The organism is Roseburia sp. OF03-24, assembly GCF_003463035.1.
GTDB lineage: Bacteria > Bacillota > Clostridia > Lachnospirales > Lachnospiraceae > Roseburia > Roseburia rectibacter.
In genome coordinates this window covers 1-15,573 of record NZ_QSCK01000032.1, presented here as the reverse complement: position 1 = coordinate 15,573, position 15,573 = coordinate 1, and the positions used below count along the sequence as shown (strand labels likewise).

Here is a 15,573-nt window from a genome sequence, read left to right as displayed (position 1 = left end):
ATGGCATTAACAAGTAAACAGCGCGCATACCTTGGTGGGTGTGCAAGTACAATGGATCCGATTTTTCATATCGGAAAAGCAAGCCTTACGCCGGAGATCATCACGGCGTTGGATGAAGCCTTAGAAAAGAGAGAACTCATCAAAGTAGCTGTATTAAAAAACTGTATCGATGATCCGAGGGAAATCGCTGCAATGACAGCAGAACGAACACATTCTGATGTTGTAAAAGTAATTGGAAAGAAAATCATTTTATTCCGTCAGGCAAAGAAAAATACCAAGTACGAGCTGCCAGGCTGATATGTTAGAAGCAGAGTGCAGGGTCGGACAAAAGCACTTAAAGAAAATTGGTATCTTAGGCGGTTCTTTTGATCCGATTCATAAGGGACATTTAAATATTGCACAGAGTGCATATGAAGAATTTGCATTAGATGAGGTATGGTTTATTCCGGCAGGTCATTCACCAAATAAAGATGAAAATAAAATGACAGCCGCAGACATCCGGGCAGAAATGACAGAGCTGGCTATCTGCGATATCCCATATTTTAAACTTTCGCGAATTGAAGTCGATGCGGAAGGGACAAGTTATACTTATCTGACGCTCACAAAATTAGAAGAAATATATCCGGATATGAAATTTTTCTTTATTATGGGTGCAGATTCACTTGATTATCTTGAAAAATGGTATCATCCAGAGATTATTTGCGAAAAGGCAGTTATTCTGGCTGCGGTACGTGATGATATGAATTTGTCGGAAGTTGAGGAAAAGATTTCTGCCCTGAAAAAATTGTTTCCGGCTGAAATTTATCCAATTACAGGTGGAAAAACAGATATTTCATCGAGTGAGATCCGGTCAGCTTTAAAATGTGGAAAGACAGATATATCCCTGATTCCTTCTAAAGTAATGACATATATTAAGAAACGCCATTTATATGAAGAAAAATAGAGGATAAGGCACACAGGATTTATGCCATGTCACAGACCTGTGATGAAAATGGTATTTTCATTGTGAAACGGGCAGGAATGGAGGGCATCATGGAACTTATTGAAATTCGAAAAAAATTAAAAAAAGAACTGGATAAAGGACGTTACGAACATACAAAAGGTGTTATGTATACGGCAGGATGTCTTGCCATGGCACATGAGTATTCCATGGAAAAGGCAATGCTTGCAGGGTTACTTCATGATTGTGCAAAATGCATCCCGAATGACCAGAAAATAGAAATGTGTGAGCAAAATCATATTCTGATCAATCCGGTAGAATACAAAAGCCCATATCTTTTACATGCAAAATTAGGAGCCTTTTTGGCTGAAACTGTGTACGAGGTGTCTGATCCACAGATTTTGCATGCGATCAAAGTTCATACGACAGGTGAGCCGGATATGAGCCTTTTAGATAAGATCATCTATATTGCAGATTATATTGAGCCTGGGCGCGATAAGGCTGAGAATCTTCCTTATATAAGAAAGATTGCCTTCGAGGATTTAGATGCCTGTATGGCGGAAATACTGCATGATACGCTTGCTTATTTGTCCAGCCGTGGTGGAAGCATTGATTCAACGACAAAGATGACGTATGATTTTTACCGGCAGTACAGGAAAAATCATAATTAATATTTTGAAACTTAAATCTATTCCTGACTGTGAGTGAACAGTACCGGAAAATCTACAGAATAATAGGAGAGTAAATTTATGACTTCAGCAGAATATTGTAAAATAGCAGTAAAAGCACTGGAAGACAAAAAAGCAGAGGATGTCAAAGTAATTGATATCCGTGAGATTTCACCGATCGCAGATTTTTTTATCATTGCAGATGGAATGAATCAGAACCAGATCCAGGCAATGCGCGATGCAGTCGATGAGGCTTTGTATAAAGCAGATCTTAAAGTACGACAGGTAGAAGGTAACCAGTCATCTACATGGATTCTGATGGATTATAATGATATCATTATTCATATTTTTTCAAAGGAAGACAGACTGTTTTATGATCTGGAACGTATTTGGAAAGATGGTAAAGAAATCAGTGTGGATGAACTGTAAGGGATAAAATTTTATAAAGGTAATCAGATATTATAAATAGAAACTATTTTTGCATATATAAATCTCATATGAAGAAAAAATCACCAGATCATAATGAAAAGCTGGTGATTTTTTCTTTTTCTCTTTAATTTAAAAATCGCATAATACCGAATACTTTTCCAAGGATCGAACATTCGTTTACAATAATTGGATCCATGGTGTCATTTTCCGGCTGCAGGCGATAGTGACCATTTTCTTTATAAAAAGTCTTTACTGTTGCAGAATCATCTACAAGAGCAACAACAATATCTCCATTCTGTGCGTCAGACTGTTTCTGTACAAGAATCTTATCACCATTAAATATTCCTGCATTGATCATACTGTCACCTTTTACCTTTAGCATAAATGTTTCTGCATTCGGCATAAACTCAGTAGGAATCGGAAAGTAATTTTCGATATTTTCAACAGCAAGTAACGGCTGACCAGCAGCTACCTGACCGAGGATAGGAACATTAACAACTTCACGTCTGGTTAAATTAAAATTGTCATCAATAATCTCGATTGCACGTGGTTTTGTAGGGTCTCTTCGGATATAGCCATTCTTCTCAAGTGTCTCAAGGTGTGAATGAACAGAAGAGGTTGACTTCAGATGAACTGCTTCACAGATCTCGCGAACAGCAGGAGGATAACCCTTGTTTAAAATTTCCTGCTTGATATATTCTAATATTTCTTGCTGCTTACTGCTGATTTTGCCATATGCCATAAAGTGCCTCCTGTTATACGATAAAATATATTTCATCAATTTGTAAAGGGATTATTCTGCCCTGTGTTTATTATTTATTCTATCATATTACAAACAGAAATGCAAACATATATTCCGAAAATTTGTTCGATTTTATTATTGACAAACAAATGTTCGTGTATTATGATACAGATATACAAACAGTTGTTCGCAACAGATGTTCGCATTAGATGGAGGTTATTTATGAGAAGCATAAGAGAGAATAGGAAGAATCAGAAACCAGTTTTTTTGATCGCATTATCAATGGTATTATTTGGAATTATCTGCTTTACATGTTTTGGTACTATCCGTGCGCAGGCAGCCGGTGAATCGAGTACTACTTATAAATATTACACCAGCATACAGATCATACCGGGACAGACATTGAGTGACATTGCGGGGATATATATGACAGATGATTATAAAGATACTTCAGAGTATATAGAAGAAGTATGTACGATCAATCATGTTTTCCCGGATGACATCCATGAGGGGGAATATCTGACGGTACCATATTATTCAGCAGAATACTTAAAATAGACCTTGACGGAGCCATATGTAAGAATGTTGTATTTTTCTTCAAAATAGGCTATAATAGTTACATTCGGCAAAAAAGCATCATTGGGTAGAATGAATTTTTCAGGATGTTTCTGTGCCAGGTACGGAGGATAGCATTGAAGTTATGTTAAAGTTTATTTATGTAATTCTTATGAATCTTTTCAGGGCACCATATATGATTCCAAAGATGCGAAAGGAAGCGGATCATCCTGAAAAATATTCAGAAGAAGAGCGATATGAGCTTGCGCGCCACGTGATCCGCCTTATGAAAACGACTGGTGGAATTAAAACAAAAGCATATGGATTGGAAAATCTCCCATCTGAGGGTGGTTATATGATGTATCCGAATCATCAGGGAAAATATGATGCACTTGGTATTATCTATACACATAAAAATCCGTGTTCCATTGTTATGGATCGCGCAAAGTCCAATACAATTCTTGTCCGGGAATTTGTTGATCTGCTGCAGGGAAAACGTCTTGATAAAAAAGATGTAAGACAGGCACTTACGATCATCAATGAAGTTTCAGAAGATGTCAAACAGGGCAAACGTTATATTCTTTTCCCGGAAGGGGGATATGATTTTAATAATCGTAATAATGTATGTGATTTTAAAGCAGGAAGTTTTAAAATTGCTTTAAAGACAAAAGCACCGATCATACCGGTTGCTCTGATCGATTCCTATAAGGTTTTTAACAGTTTTAATCTGGGACCTGTTACAACACAGGTACATTATCTGAAACCTATTTTATTTGACGAATACGGTTCTTTGAAAACACATGAGATTGCAGAACTGGTGCAGCACAGGATTCAAGAAAAAATCAACAGTATTCTGTTGCCGGAGATGTAAAATTCTGGATATTGTACAAAAGTGTTATATAGTTCTTGAACGGATAACACTTTTGTATCATATCATTTCAATAATAATCGCGTTACAAAATGTCTTTCGTATTTATTCTCATGATTCATCTATATACTTGTATATTCTATCAGTTAAACTTCCCTTAACTTGACATACTTAGCAGCACTTCTTCGCCTTTCATCATCAAGAGCAGCGTAGTGTTTGCGGGTAGTATTGACGTCTTTATGGCCAAGAACATCCGCAACCAGATAAATATCACCGGTTTCCCGATAGAGTGACGTACCATAGGTACTGCGGAGTTTATGCGGTGTAATATGTTTTAAGGTTGTTACCAGTTTGGAGTATTTTTTTACCATATTTTCAACAGTTCGCACACTCATGCGTTTATTCTGAAGCGATAAAAAGAGGGCATTAATACTTCCGTCAGCTGCAGTAACTTTCTGACGTTCCACAAAGTAATCCATAAGTGCTTTGCGAACCTCATCTCCGAAATATACAACAACCTCTGCGCCACCTTTGCGGTGAATCTTAATACCATTATTTTTAAAATCAACATCTTCCATATCAAGACCAACACATTCTGAAACACGGATACCTGTTCCAAGCAGAAGTGTCATCATTGCAAGATCCCGTACTTTTGTTTTTTCGTGATATTGTTGCTGCTTTGCAGTAAGATTTTCACCGGATTCTACTTCATCAAGAAGTTTTGCAACCTCATCAACATCCAGACGGATGATATTCTTTTCATGTATTTTAGGCATGTCTACTTTAACTGTAGGATCATCTTCAATCAGTCCATTTTTATAATAGTAATGATAAAAGGAGCGTAAAGAAGAAAGTTTTCGTTTTAGTCCAACCTCATCATTTGTATGTTCCGTTCCGTCTTTTTCGTAATATTTCAGATAAGAGAGATATTCTTCGATATCCATTGGTGTAATCTCATTTAAAATAGATATGGGAAACTCAGTAATATTCATTTTGGCACAGATCGGATTTGTTGTATGCAGGTAATCAAAGAAACAGCCGATATCGTAAGCATATGCAATTTTTGTCCTGGAGGAGCTGGTTGCTTCGATGCCGATAAAAAATTGTTTGCAAAAAGGGGGTAATGCCTCTAATAGTTTTCGTAATTTTACTTCATTCTTTACATTTATTGTTTCATAATATGCTTTTTCTTTCATAGCAGGTCTCCATTCTACGCACTTTACAGTAAAAATTTTATTTTCATAATAAGTATGAGAGTAAAGAATACAACTTTGTATAAAGTTTAATTTTGTTCGTTGTTTATAATTGACCATCCAGGTATATTTCCGGTTAAGATAGCATGAAAAAGTTTGGTTTCTACACCTGGATTGTCCAAATTAAGCTGTCTTATAAGCTGTTTTACATATTCACGTCTGGTATTACCATCCATTGGACAGGGATTTTTTACGACTGGAAGATGATATTTATTTCGGAATCCTTTTACCTCTGCTTCAGATACATAGATCAGAGGACGGATTATCGTAAGATCAGAATCAGCCATATAAGTTTTTGGAGGAAATACATAAAAACGTCCTTCATAAATCATGGATAAAAATGCAGTTTCGATCACATCATCCATATGATGTGCATATGCCACTTTATTGCAGCCTAGTTCCTTAATAGCCTGATTTAATGCTCCTTTGCGCATTTTCGCACATAAGGAGCAGGAAGGCTTTTCATCACGTTCTTCGAAGATGATTTTAGCTATTTCTGTGTTAACGATATGATATGGAACATCAAGTTCACGACATATGTCTGATACGGCAGTGAGGTCGAAATCTTCATAACCGAGATTTACTGACACAGCTAACAAGTCAAACTTTTTGGGATAAAATCGGCGCAAACCACTCAATGCATATAAAAGTGTGAGAGAATCTTTACCTCCGGAAATACCAATGGCGATTCTGTCGCCGGATTCGATCATTTGATATTCATCAATTGCTTTTCTGGTATAGCTGTATAATTGCTGTAATTTCATATGTAAGCCTCCTGAACTTTCTTTATTATACAATATTTTTAGTAAAAATGCAGATGAGAAATGTTGCCGACACAGCGTACATTGAGTTGACAAACTGTATCATCTGATTCCAAACATAACTATTCGTTAAACTGAAAAGTATTTTTTGAATAGTGCGTTAGGCTTGTACATCCTACCGCCTGTCGTGCAAGCCTGTATTTAGCACTATTTAAAAAATAAAAGTTTAACGAATTAGTTATGTAATCGGATAATTTTATAAAATACTTTAGGGGGATAGGGCGAAAAGCTCTATCTATTTTTATGCGCCAAAATCGGTTATCCCCTCACAGTGTGGCAAAATGCCTGTAGACGTACAGGGGTAGGAGATTTTGTCTTTTAGGCGCATACAGAGAACGTCTGAGGGTGTGAGTGGGTAAGTCGGGGTTAGTATTACCCCCGACTTCTGTCGCAGTCGCAAAACGTATTTAATGCCTTATAAAATAAGGGTTTGAACTTGCGACATGACTTTACTAACTTCTGTCGCAGTCGCAAAATAAATATGGGGGTGTCGCATTATGAATGATGTACAATCTAGAAAATGGCTTGTAACTATTAACAATCCTAAAGAAAAGGGATTCAAACATGATAAACTAAAAACCATCTTACAAGGGTTCAAGGGGTGTTTGTACTGGTGCATGTCTGATGAAATCGGGCATGAGGGTGGAACGTATCACACGCATATCTTTCTAGTCTGCTCTGGTGCTGTCCGGTTTAGCACTATGAAAAAGCGGTTTGATGGTGCGCATTTTGATGTTTGCAAGGGTACAAGTTCCGAAAATAGAGACTATGTTTTTAAGTGTGGCAGATGGTCGAATACGGATAAAGAAGATACTAGGGTGGAAGATACTCAAGAGGAATGGGGCGAACTTCCTGTTGAACGACAGGGGCATAGGAACGATATAGACGATCTATATGCCATGATAAAAGAGGGGTTAACAAATTATGAAATTATTGAAAGCAATCCGCAATATCTGCTTAATCTCGATAAAATTGAGCGTGCACGTCAAACGGTCTTGGAAGAAAAATATAAAAACGATTGGCGTGAACTTACAACCGTTTATATTTACGGAGATACCGGGAGCGGAAAAACAAGGTCAATTATGGAGCAGTATGGCTATTCTAATGTGTTCCGTGTGACAGACTACGAACATCCTTTTGACGGCTATAAAGGGCAAGATGTAATTGTATTTGAGGAATTCCGTTCTAGTCTCCGCATAGGCGATATGCTCAACTATTTAGACGGCTATCCTGTTGAATTGCGGTGTAGATATGCTAATAAACAGGCTTGCTTTACTAAAGTCTATATTGTATCGAATATCTCATTGCGTGACCAGTACAGAGATTTACAACGTGACCAGTATGAAACATGGTGTGCGTTTCTCCGACGTATTCATGAGGTGCGTATATTTAAGGATGGTAAGATACATACAGGTACATGTAAAGAGTTTATGGATGGCTTTATTAAATTGTCTAATGATGAAAAGACGGTGTTTGACAAGTAGGCTACATGTTAACCGTATCTATTTTTCCGTCGTTTTTAAGCATGCTAATTTTTATGTTGCCGTGGTTTTGTTCGTAGTTTTCTACATACTGTTTTAGTGCGTATTCTACTTCCTTATTTCTTGTTCGGCAGTTTTCTTTTGCAATGATATTTAGTTTTTCAAGTATGGATTCATCCTCTATTCTGAAACCAGTTACTTTTGTTTTATTTTTACCCATAGTAAATTCCTCGAAAAAAAAATATATAATTAGCAGTTAACTACTTGACAACTGCTATATAGTAGTGTATTATAATACTTGTAAGGCAGTTAACTACTAGTTAACATCTTATTAATGTTCGAATGGTTGTTGTCGGTGCATTGGAAACCGTCAAGTATTGGAAAACAGGATGGTAACCTATATGCAACCGAACTTTGTTTTGATATTGATATTGGCATATCTATTTTATCAAATTTCAAGGTTAAACGCAAGCGAACATTGATAACTAAATAATTACCCTTTAAAGAATGAAAGAGAGGAAAAAAGACATGACAAAGTTAGTTGGGTATCGTAAGTTTGTATCAAGGAAAAATGGTGAAACGTATTGCGTTGTGAACGTTGTGCAGGATTTAACAGATCGTGAAAAAGAGAATGGTTGTGTAGGGCAGAAAACGGATGAAATCTTTATGCCTAAAGAACAGGTTGACTTGTTGAAACCGTCCGACATTGGAAAAGAAATATTGTTCAATTATGAACTGTCTGGTGGTCGTGCGTTTCTTGTAAATGTATCACTTAAGTAAAGGGGGTGTGGATTATGCCTATTGGTTCAACTGTTGCGGCATCTAGTGCGGTTAGTGCTTCCGATTGGGCGAGCGTTTTAACAGCTATGACAGGGCAGATTAGTGTTTCTACTGTCGTGGGTGTGCTTGCAAGTGTCGTTGGTGCTGGTATCGGTCTTGTGTTCATGTGGTGGGGTGTTCGTAAATTAGCACGTACACTGATGGCGGCTTTCAGATCGGGAAAACTTAGATTCTAAGTTTGGTTTAAGAGGGGCGGTCGCTCCTCTTATTTTTTAAGGTGGTGTGATATGAGTGTTTGCGGTCAATATTTAGAGGGTTCATTGAATCCCTTTAATGTTTTTAAAGTAATAAAGCACAATACAGCTTTTCTTGCGGAACATCCCGATTATTTCAAGCCCGAGGGATTGATGATATTTTGTGGGGAACAGGGTAGTGGTAAAACATTGAGTGCGGTGCAGTATGTTAAAAAACTTTGCTATGCATATCCACAAGCTATTTTGTGCACGAATGTTGATATCAAGGGGTTGCCGCCGGGGACTCAAGTTATTGAGTATAACGGCATTGACTGTTTGAAAAATCTTGAGAATGGTTACTTGGGTGTAATTTATCTGATTGATGAAATACACTTGGAGTTCAACTCATTGGAAAGTAAGAATATTGATATTGATATTATGATAGAGGTTTCACAACAAAGGAAACAAAGAAAAACGATCGTAGGTACGACGCAAGTTTATGGGCGTTTAGCTAAACCGTTCCGTGAACAAATTCGCAATGTTGTGTTGTGCAGTAACTTTTGTAAAGTTCTCCAGTTTAACCGTTTGATTGATGGTTCAAAAAGTCATGAGGAAAACGGTAAGTTGATAACTGAAACAAGTAAAACATATGTTTGGTTTCATTCTCCGGTGCTTTATGATTGCTATGATACATATGCAAAAATGAAACGTTATCGGAACGAATGGCAAGGAAAGAAGAGGTATACATGATAGATGGTATTGCGTTATTCACGGAAGTTGTTAAGGGTGCTATTCCTTATGGCATGGCATTTGCAATCGGAGAAATGATTGTAACCACGTTCATGAAAATGGCGTTTGGTGGTAAGATTGATTTTAAATAAGGGGGTATGGCATGGATGAGAATGTTTTGGATGATTTACAACCTGTTGAGGAAGATTCTATGGAGTCTGCCGAGACTGGGACGGTTGATACGGAACATAGCGAAAACGGTTTGGAGTCTCATGTTGATACTTCTGCTGATAGCATTGATAATGACGATACTGAATTAAAAGAAAGCATAGAGGATATTGGTCTGTCTGATCTTTACGATACGGAAACGGGTGGTATTCCTGTTTATGTTGTGCGTTCGGATGATGATACAGAAGAAAAATTGATGGATGATGAGTTAGGGGGTGTTCCTGTTGTTCTTACTAATGATGTTTCGCCTATTGCCAGTTATGCTTCTAACGACGGCGTATCTTATCAGTTGCCCGCCTATTATATTGACTATTATAGGGGTGTTCTTTCTAATCTCGGCGATACAGATTATCTCTGCTTTTGTAGTAGAGAATTTCCGTATAACAATGATTACTGGGTGGAGCATTATCGTCTTGTGTATGATTTGGATATTGATAGTGATAGTGTTGTGCAAGGAAATTATCCCTGTATTGACATTTATCGGTACAGTTCGTCCTCATCTTATAACGTTGATTATACAACCTATAATTTAACGTCTGTTCCGGCGTTTAGTTATGGCAGTTTCGGAAAATATTCAGATTTGAGACAGGGGGTGACACCGAATGAAAGTATGGCGTTTCTTTTCTTCCTCGGTTTTGCCGTTGTGTTTAGCGTTTTGCGTAGTTTTTTCCGCTGTTGTGTTGGATTGCGTAGACGTTAAAGCGGCAACGACTAAAACTTATCCCAATGCTGATATCGAAAAGTCTTTTAGATTGGCGGGTAATAGACAAAGTTTTTCTGTTCGTGAGGGCAGTACAAGTTTCACTTATGCGGGTAAAACTATTACTGGCGGTGCTAGTACGGATTCCGGCACCGTTAATTCGGGCAGTGTGACATATTATTTTGATATCACATATTCAAAGTCGTATAGTATTAATCAACTCGATCCGACACATTGGTATAAGTTAGCACTTTCTTATGACGACGCTATAAAAGATGGTGCGAAACATAATACTTCACAATTAACGGTTAATCGTATTGGAAAAGATTGGTATGTTATAGTTGGTGGACAGGAATATTCTTTTGGTTCTGATAAGTCACCTACAATTTTTATTGAGAAAAGTGCTTCGTCTAAGTTTACTTTGAAAATGGTCGATCATATTTCATTTACTGTTACGGACGCTTTCGGGGTTAACTATGACCGTATTTTTACATTTAAGAATGTAAAGGCGGTTCTTACTGATTTAGGTAAGCAGACTGGAACGATAGAAAGCAAATTGAATAATATTGATAACACGTCTAAAGACCAATTAGCAGAGGCGAAAAAACAGACTGATGAAAGCAAACAGCAAACAGAGGAAAGCAAAAAACAAACTGGTATTATGTCCGGTTTGCTTAACAAGATTACAACCTTTTTCAATAACTTCTTTTCGGGATTGATTAACGCTTTAGTGTCTGTATTTGTGCCTGAAGATGGCTATTTCAAAGACTATTTTGACCGCCTAAATAAATTTTTTTCTGATAAGTTAGGCATGCTCTATACACCAATAGATATGTTTGTGAAACTGCTTAACGGTATTAAAGGTGCGTCCGGTACTGATACTGGTATCGTGTTTCCCGGTTTAAAGTGGGAAGATACTTATATTATTCCTAAACAGACTATTAGTTTATCGGCATATAGCAAACAAGTGCCCGAGATTCAGCAAAAGATCTATTTTGTGACTGATATTATTATGGTCGGTGCGGTTCTTTTGTTATTACAGAATAAATTGAAAGAGGTGTTGACTCAATGATTATTAAGGGATTGTTAGAACTGATATTTGCATTACTTAAACTTGTTTTTGCGCCTATAAGCTTGCCTACATTACCGTCCGGTATACAGAGTGTACTGGATGAATTGGTCGGTGTGTTGACGTCTGCGGTTGGATTGTTCAGTGTGTTTGTTGATTTATCCGTGGTTAAATGGCTGATACCAGTTGTGCTTGTAATTGTAAATTTTGATAAAATATGGCGCATGATCATGTTTATACTTAAGAAAATACCGTTTTTGGGTATTCAGTGAATTATCGGGTGCAAAATGCCAACGGTGTTGGCTTGCACCCGATAATTCTATAACGGACTTTCATTTTCTAATGGTTATTTTCCTCGGCGTAGTATTATAATTTTTAGCTGTTTAAATTCGGGAAAATAACCGGAATTTTGCACAAAAAGTACATGATATATTTGTGCAATATTCTCCCTCTAGCGGTGCATTATTTGCTTGACATTCTCCCTCTAGCGGTATATAATAAATATATCAAAAGAAAGAGAGGAAAGTTATATGGGATATTTGACAAGTGCAGACTATGAAAGTTGTTTGAAAGTTTTGGAATCAATTAAGAAAATTTATATTGACTGGGTCCCGGATAATGTAAAATGTTTAGAGGACGCTTATTCTTTGGTAGCCTTTGAATATAGCCGTGATGTTGATCAAGAAGCACATTCACAAGTGACTTTGGAAATGGAAACTGGTAGAGATATTCCACTTACTGAATGGGCGTTTAAAAATGGCATTGACGCGTCTTATGCACGCGCCAAGGCTCGCCGTGGTGGTTATATCACTGCAAAAAAAATCGGGCGTGACTGGTTTATCAGTGAACTGGAAGAAAATAAAGATAAACGACGTAAATAATTTAAAGGGGCGCCGGTGTTTCCGGTTTCCCCTGTTTTTTTTAGGCGTGATTTTGGAGGGTGCTCCCTTGTCTGATGTTGCCGGATTTTACCGTATGCCATGCGCTAAAGTAGCACCCGTTGTTTTTGCAATGCCTTGCAAAAATTGCCGCAGGCAAACTATAGGCGTGATGTGCGGATGTGTAATAACTATTCGTTAAACTTGTGTTTTGCGAACATATAAAATTACCAATACATAAAACATTGATACTCTGATACATACGAAATTTGTGTCTGATACAATAAATCTTTACCCAACGATTTCATCAGAATCAAGAATGATTGTAAAAGGTCCATCATTTACAAGAGAAATTTTCATGTCTGCCCCAAAAATTCCCTGTTCTACAATTGGTACCTGTTTCTTACAATTATCAATAATGTAGTTATAAAGTTCCTTTGCCATATCTGGTTTGCCAGCACCTATAAAAGACGGTCTGTTTCCTTTTTTGCAATTTGCATATAAAGTAAACTGTGATATTAATAACAGGCTTCCTGCAACATCCTGCAATGATAAATTTGTCTTTCCTTCAGAATCTTCAAAAATACGAAGTCCAATTAGTTTTTTTATCATTTTATCTGCAATCTCTTTTGTGTCAGAATCAGATATACCGATTAACACCATAAAACCTTTCTGAATAGTTCCTGTTATCCGGTCATCTACCCGACATGTAGCTGTGCTTACACGCTGTACTATGAGTCTCATAATCTGTAGTTACTCCCTTTTCTTCGTTTTTTATAAAAAAATTCTATTAAAAATTTAACATATTTCGGATGATCTGCATACACTTTTCTACATTAAAAAATCAAATATCCTCATCAAAGTAAAAAGGCTTTGATGAGGATAAAAATTATATTAAGCATATTCTTTTTCGTATTTTATTTCTGTGCATCCATAATTTCACGGAATTTTAAAATCATATCGACACATCCATCAATACCAAGTTTTCCTGCATCAAGAGTCAAATGATAGCTGTTGGAATCGCCCCAGCGTTTGCTGGAATAATAATTGTAATAGCTGGCACGCTGTTTATCCTTTTTCTGGATCAGATCTTTCGCCTTGTTCTCTGTGATATTCAGACGTTTGCTGACAGCTTTGATACGTTTCTCCATATCTGCATGAATAAAAATGTTGATGCAGTCCGTATAATCTGCCAGTGCATAATCCGCACATCTGCCGACGATAACACAGGATTCACGATCTGCAATCTTTTTGATCGTTTCAAACTGTGCAAGGAATACTTTATGGTTCAATGGCATATCCAAAAATGGTGAAGAATTATAACTTCCAACGGAATATGTATCCATAACCAGTGAATATAAAAAACTGCTGGTTGGTTTTTCATCATGATTTTCAAAAATTTCTTCGCAAAAACCACTGTCTTTTGCCGCCTGCTGTAATAATTCTTTATCGTATAATTCGATACCAAGTCTGTCAGCAAGCGCCTCACCGACTGCTTTACCTCCGCTTCCAAATTCACGTCCAATGGTATATATCTTATTTGACATAAAAATCCCTCACTTTCTTTTGTATAATTATACTACACTTTCTCGAAAAATAAAATAATTTTTCGAAATTTAATGCAAACTTTTTAATATTTTCAAAAAATATTCCGGAAGTGGAGCCGATATTTCCATGTATTCATTCGTGCACGGATGTACAAAACCAATAGTCATGGCATGGAGTGTCTGACCCTGCGTCTTAAATGGACTTTTTCCACTGGAATATACGGTATCTCCAAGCAATGGATGACCGATACTTGCCATATGTACGCGGATCTGATGGGTTCTGCCAGTTTCTAATTTGAATTCCATGTAAGTATAATTTGAAAAACGTTCCAGTACTTTATAATGTGTGATCGCAGGTTTCCCATTCTTTTCATTGATTGCCATCTTCTTCCGGTTGGTCGGATGTCTGCCGATCGGAGCATTGATCGTCCCTTCATCATCCGTTACAACGCCATATACAATACCGCGGTATCTGCGGTTGACACTGTGTTCTTTGATCTGTTCGGCAATTTTAACGTGGCTTTCATCATTTTTGCATACAATCAGTGAACCGGTTGTGTCCATATCGATCCTGTGTACGATTCCCGGACGTATTTCACCGTTAATGCCTGAAAGACTGTCCTTACAGTGAAACATGACTGCATTGACCAAAGTACCTGAATAATGGCCTGCGGATGGATGAACAACCATTCCTTTCGGTTTATTGACAACGAGAAGATCATCATCTTCATATAAAATATCAAGAGGAATATTTTCCGGGAGGATCGGTGTTTCTACAGCATCGGGAATTTCCACACATACAAGATCATCCATATGCAGACGATAATTTGCCTTTTCCTGGGAATCATTTACTGTTACATGTCCATCTTTGATTAATTTTTGAAAAAAAGAACGTGAAGGTGCATTTGAAGTACTCTCAGACTGCTCAAAAATAACGCTTAGATATTTATCTAAGCGTTCTCCTTCATATTCTGCCTCTATTTCGAAAGTTTCCTGTTTCATAAATACTCCATTCTTGTCTGATACGGTATTTCTGGCATGCAGATATTGTTATTTTTTCTTTTTTGCCGGAAGAATACGTTCAAAATCTTCTTCTTTATAAAATAACAGACATAATATTAAAAGTATTGCAGCCACAGTCACGTATATATCTGCAACGTTGAATACAGGGAAATCGATCAGCCTGAAATAGAAAAAATCAACAACATATCCCTGCATGACCCGGTCAATAAAGTTACCGATCGCACCGCCAAAAAACAGAATGGCGATTACATTGAGTAATCCGAAATGCTTTTCGGATGGAATACGCATCAGATATAAATATATGATAATCATTAAAACAATCACTGTGAAAATGATAAGTGGCCACTGTTTTCCCTGAAGGATACCAAAAGCTGCACCACGGTTCTCTAAATAACTGAGTTCAAAAACATTTTTCCATAAAACAACAGGCATCTGATCTTTCAGGTGCTTTACTGCAAGATGTTTTGTAAACTGGTCTAACAATATCAGAATAACTGAACATAAAATACCAATAATAGCTTTTTTTAAAATAGTTTTGGATTGCTGATTCATTGAGTCCTCGTTTCTTTGAAAATAATTTTAAGTCAGCAACCACCAGTTCAACTGGTGGTTTGGTATTAGCCCTCAAA

23 protein-coding genes are annotated in these 15,573 nt (G+C 37.1%); 15 read left to right on the top strand and 8 right to left on the bottom strand.

Annotation, left to right across the window (positions count from 1 at the left end):
• The 4 genes from yhbY to rsfS all read left to right on the top strand — a co-directional run bounded on the left by yhbY (position 1) and on the right by rsfS (position 2,037).
• Positions 1-297, top strand: coding sequence for a ribosome assembly RNA-binding protein YhbY (yhbY, locus tag DXA60_RS14945; RefSeq protein WP_117922156.1), 297 nt, complete (start codon positions 1-3; stop codon positions 295-297).
• Between the two features lies 1 nt (position 298).
• Entirely contained in the window at positions 299-943 is a 645-nt protein-coding gene (gene nadD, locus DXA60_RS14940) for a nicotinate-nucleotide adenylyltransferase (RefSeq protein WP_117922155.1), read from the top strand.
• 89 nt (positions 944-1,032) lie between these two features.
• A complete protein-coding gene (gene yqeK / locus DXA60_RS14935) occupies positions 1,033-1,611 on the top strand; it encodes a bis(5'-nucleosyl)-tetraphosphatase (symmetrical) YqeK (RefSeq protein WP_117922189.1) in 579 nt (192 codons plus the stop codon).
• 78 nt (positions 1,612-1,689) lie between these two features.
• Positions 1,690-2,037 carry a ribosome silencing factor gene (gene rsfS / locus DXA60_RS14930; protein WP_006856091.1) on the top strand — a complete coding sequence of 116 codons (348 nt, stop codon included), beginning with the start codon at positions 1,690-1,692 and terminating at the stop codon, positions 2,035-2,037.
• 124 nt (positions 2,038-2,161) lie between these two features.
• Here rsfS and lexA read toward each other — a convergent pair whose 3' ends face one another.
• The gene (lexA, locus tag DXA60_RS14925; protein WP_117922154.1) at positions 2,162-2,779 is read right to left on the bottom strand and encodes a transcriptional repressor LexA; all 618 of its coding nucleotides are present in this window, start codon (positions 2,777-2,779) and stop codon (positions 2,162-2,164) included.
• A 222-nt stretch (positions 2,780-3,001) separates the two neighbouring features.
• Between lexA and DXA60_RS14920 the strand changes: the two genes are divergently transcribed.
• Entirely contained in the window at positions 3,002-3,337 is a 336-nt protein-coding gene (locus DXA60_RS14920; RefSeq protein ID WP_117922153.1) for a hypothetical protein, read from the top strand.
• Between the two features lie 142 nt (positions 3,338-3,479).
• Positions 3,480-4,205 carry a lysophospholipid acyltransferase family protein gene (locus tag DXA60_RS14915; RefSeq protein ID WP_117922152.1) on the top strand — a complete coding sequence of 242 codons (726 nt, stop codon included), beginning with the start codon at positions 3,480-3,482 and terminating at the stop codon, positions 4,203-4,205.
• Positions 4,206-4,348: 143 nt separating this feature from the next.
• Here the strand turns inward: DXA60_RS14915 and DXA60_RS14910 are convergent, their stop codons facing one another.
• Positions 4,349-5,398, bottom strand: coding sequence for a tyrosine-type recombinase/integrase (locus DXA60_RS14910; protein ID WP_117922151.1), 1,050 nt, complete (start codon positions 5,396-5,398; stop codon positions 4,349-4,351).
• An 86-nt stretch (positions 5,399-5,484) separates the two neighbouring features.
• Entirely contained in the window at positions 5,485-6,219 is a 735-nt protein-coding gene (locus DXA60_RS14905) for a tRNA 2-thiocytidine biosynthesis TtcA family protein (protein WP_117922150.1), read from the bottom strand.
• Positions 6,220-6,773: 554 nt separating this feature from the next.
• Here DXA60_RS14905 and DXA60_RS14900 point away from each other — a divergent pair.
• On the top strand, positions 6,774-7,760 hold the full coding sequence (locus tag DXA60_RS14900) for a replication protein (RefSeq protein ID WP_117922149.1): 987 nt from the start codon (positions 6,774-6,776) through the stop codon (positions 7,758-7,760).
• 1 nt (position 7,761) lies between these two features.
• Here DXA60_RS14900 and DXA60_RS14895 read toward each other — a convergent pair whose 3' ends face one another.
• Entirely contained in the window at positions 7,762-7,977 is a 216-nt protein-coding gene (locus DXA60_RS14895; RefSeq protein ID WP_117922148.1) for an Arc family DNA-binding protein, read from the bottom strand.
• Between the two features lie 308 nt (positions 7,978-8,285).
• Here DXA60_RS14895 and DXA60_RS14890 point away from each other — a divergent pair, with 308 nt between their 5' ends.
• The 8 genes from DXA60_RS14890 (at position 8,286) to DXA60_RS14860 (ending at position 12,377) form a co-directional block, all read left to right on the top strand.
• The gene (locus DXA60_RS14890; RefSeq protein WP_117922147.1) at positions 8,286-8,537 is read left to right on the top strand and encodes a hypothetical protein; all 252 of its coding nucleotides are present in this window, start codon (positions 8,286-8,288) and stop codon (positions 8,535-8,537) included.
• Between the two features lie 86 nt (positions 8,538-8,623).
• A complete protein-coding gene (locus tag DXA60_RS14885) occupies positions 8,624-8,773 on the top strand; it encodes a hypothetical protein (protein WP_199536236.1) in 150 nt (49 codons plus the stop codon).
• A gap of 51 nt (positions 8,774-8,824) precedes the next feature.
• Positions 8,825-9,520, top strand: a complete 696-nt coding sequence (locus tag DXA60_RS14880) for an ATP-binding protein (RefSeq protein ID WP_117922146.1) — start codon at positions 8,825-8,827, stop codon at positions 9,518-9,520.
• The gene (locus tag DXA60_RS19460) at positions 9,517-9,651 is read left to right on the top strand and encodes a hypothetical protein (protein ID WP_278336455.1); all 135 of its coding nucleotides are present in this window, start codon (positions 9,517-9,519) and stop codon (positions 9,649-9,651) included. Before DXA60_RS14880 ends, DXA60_RS19460 begins: the two co-directional genes overlap by 4 nt.
• An 11-nt stretch (positions 9,652-9,662) precedes the next feature.
• Positions 9,663-10,427, top strand: a complete 765-nt coding sequence (locus DXA60_RS14875) for a hypothetical protein (protein ID WP_117922145.1) — start codon at positions 9,663-9,665, stop codon at positions 10,425-10,427.
• The gene (locus tag DXA60_RS14870) at positions 10,330-11,499 is read left to right on the top strand and encodes a hypothetical protein (RefSeq protein ID WP_147345399.1); all 1,170 of its coding nucleotides are present in this window, start codon (positions 10,330-10,332) and stop codon (positions 11,497-11,499) included. The genes DXA60_RS14875 and DXA60_RS14870 overlap by 98 nt, the downstream gene beginning before the upstream one ends.
• A complete protein-coding gene (locus DXA60_RS14865) occupies positions 11,496-11,768 on the top strand; it encodes a hypothetical protein (RefSeq protein ID WP_117922143.1) in 273 nt (90 codons plus the stop codon). Before DXA60_RS14870 ends, DXA60_RS14865 begins: the two co-directional genes overlap by 4 nt.
• A gap of 258 nt (positions 11,769-12,026) precedes the next feature.
• Positions 12,027-12,377 (top strand): hypothetical protein, encoded by a 351-nt coding sequence (locus DXA60_RS14860; RefSeq protein ID WP_117922142.1) that lies wholly within the window; start codon positions 12,027-12,029, stop codon positions 12,375-12,377.
• A gap of 288 nt (positions 12,378-12,665) precedes the next feature.
• On the opposite strand, the gene dtd is transcribed toward DXA60_RS14860, so the two are convergent.
• From dtd to lspA, 4 genes are all read right to left on the bottom strand, one after another.
• Positions 12,666-13,118: a D-aminoacyl-tRNA deacylase gene (dtd, locus tag DXA60_RS14855; protein WP_117922141.1), complete on the bottom strand. Its 453-nt coding sequence runs from the start codon at positions 13,116-13,118 to the stop codon at positions 12,666-12,668.
• Between the two features lie 173 nt (positions 13,119-13,291).
• Positions 13,292-13,921, bottom strand: coding sequence for a cytidylate kinase-like family protein (locus tag DXA60_RS14850; protein WP_117922140.1), 630 nt, complete (start codon positions 13,919-13,921; stop codon positions 13,292-13,294).
• Positions 13,922-13,990: 69 nt separating this feature from the next.
• A complete protein-coding gene (locus DXA60_RS14845) occupies positions 13,991-14,923 on the bottom strand; it encodes an RluA family pseudouridine synthase (RefSeq protein WP_117922139.1) in 933 nt (310 codons plus the stop codon).
• A gap of 48 nt (positions 14,924-14,971) precedes the next feature.
• Positions 14,972-15,496 carry a signal peptidase II gene (gene lspA / locus DXA60_RS14840; RefSeq protein WP_117922138.1) on the bottom strand — a complete coding sequence of 175 codons (525 nt, stop codon included), beginning with the start codon at positions 15,494-15,496 and terminating at the stop codon, positions 14,972-14,974.
• Between the last annotated feature and the right edge of the window lie 77 nt (positions 15,497-15,573).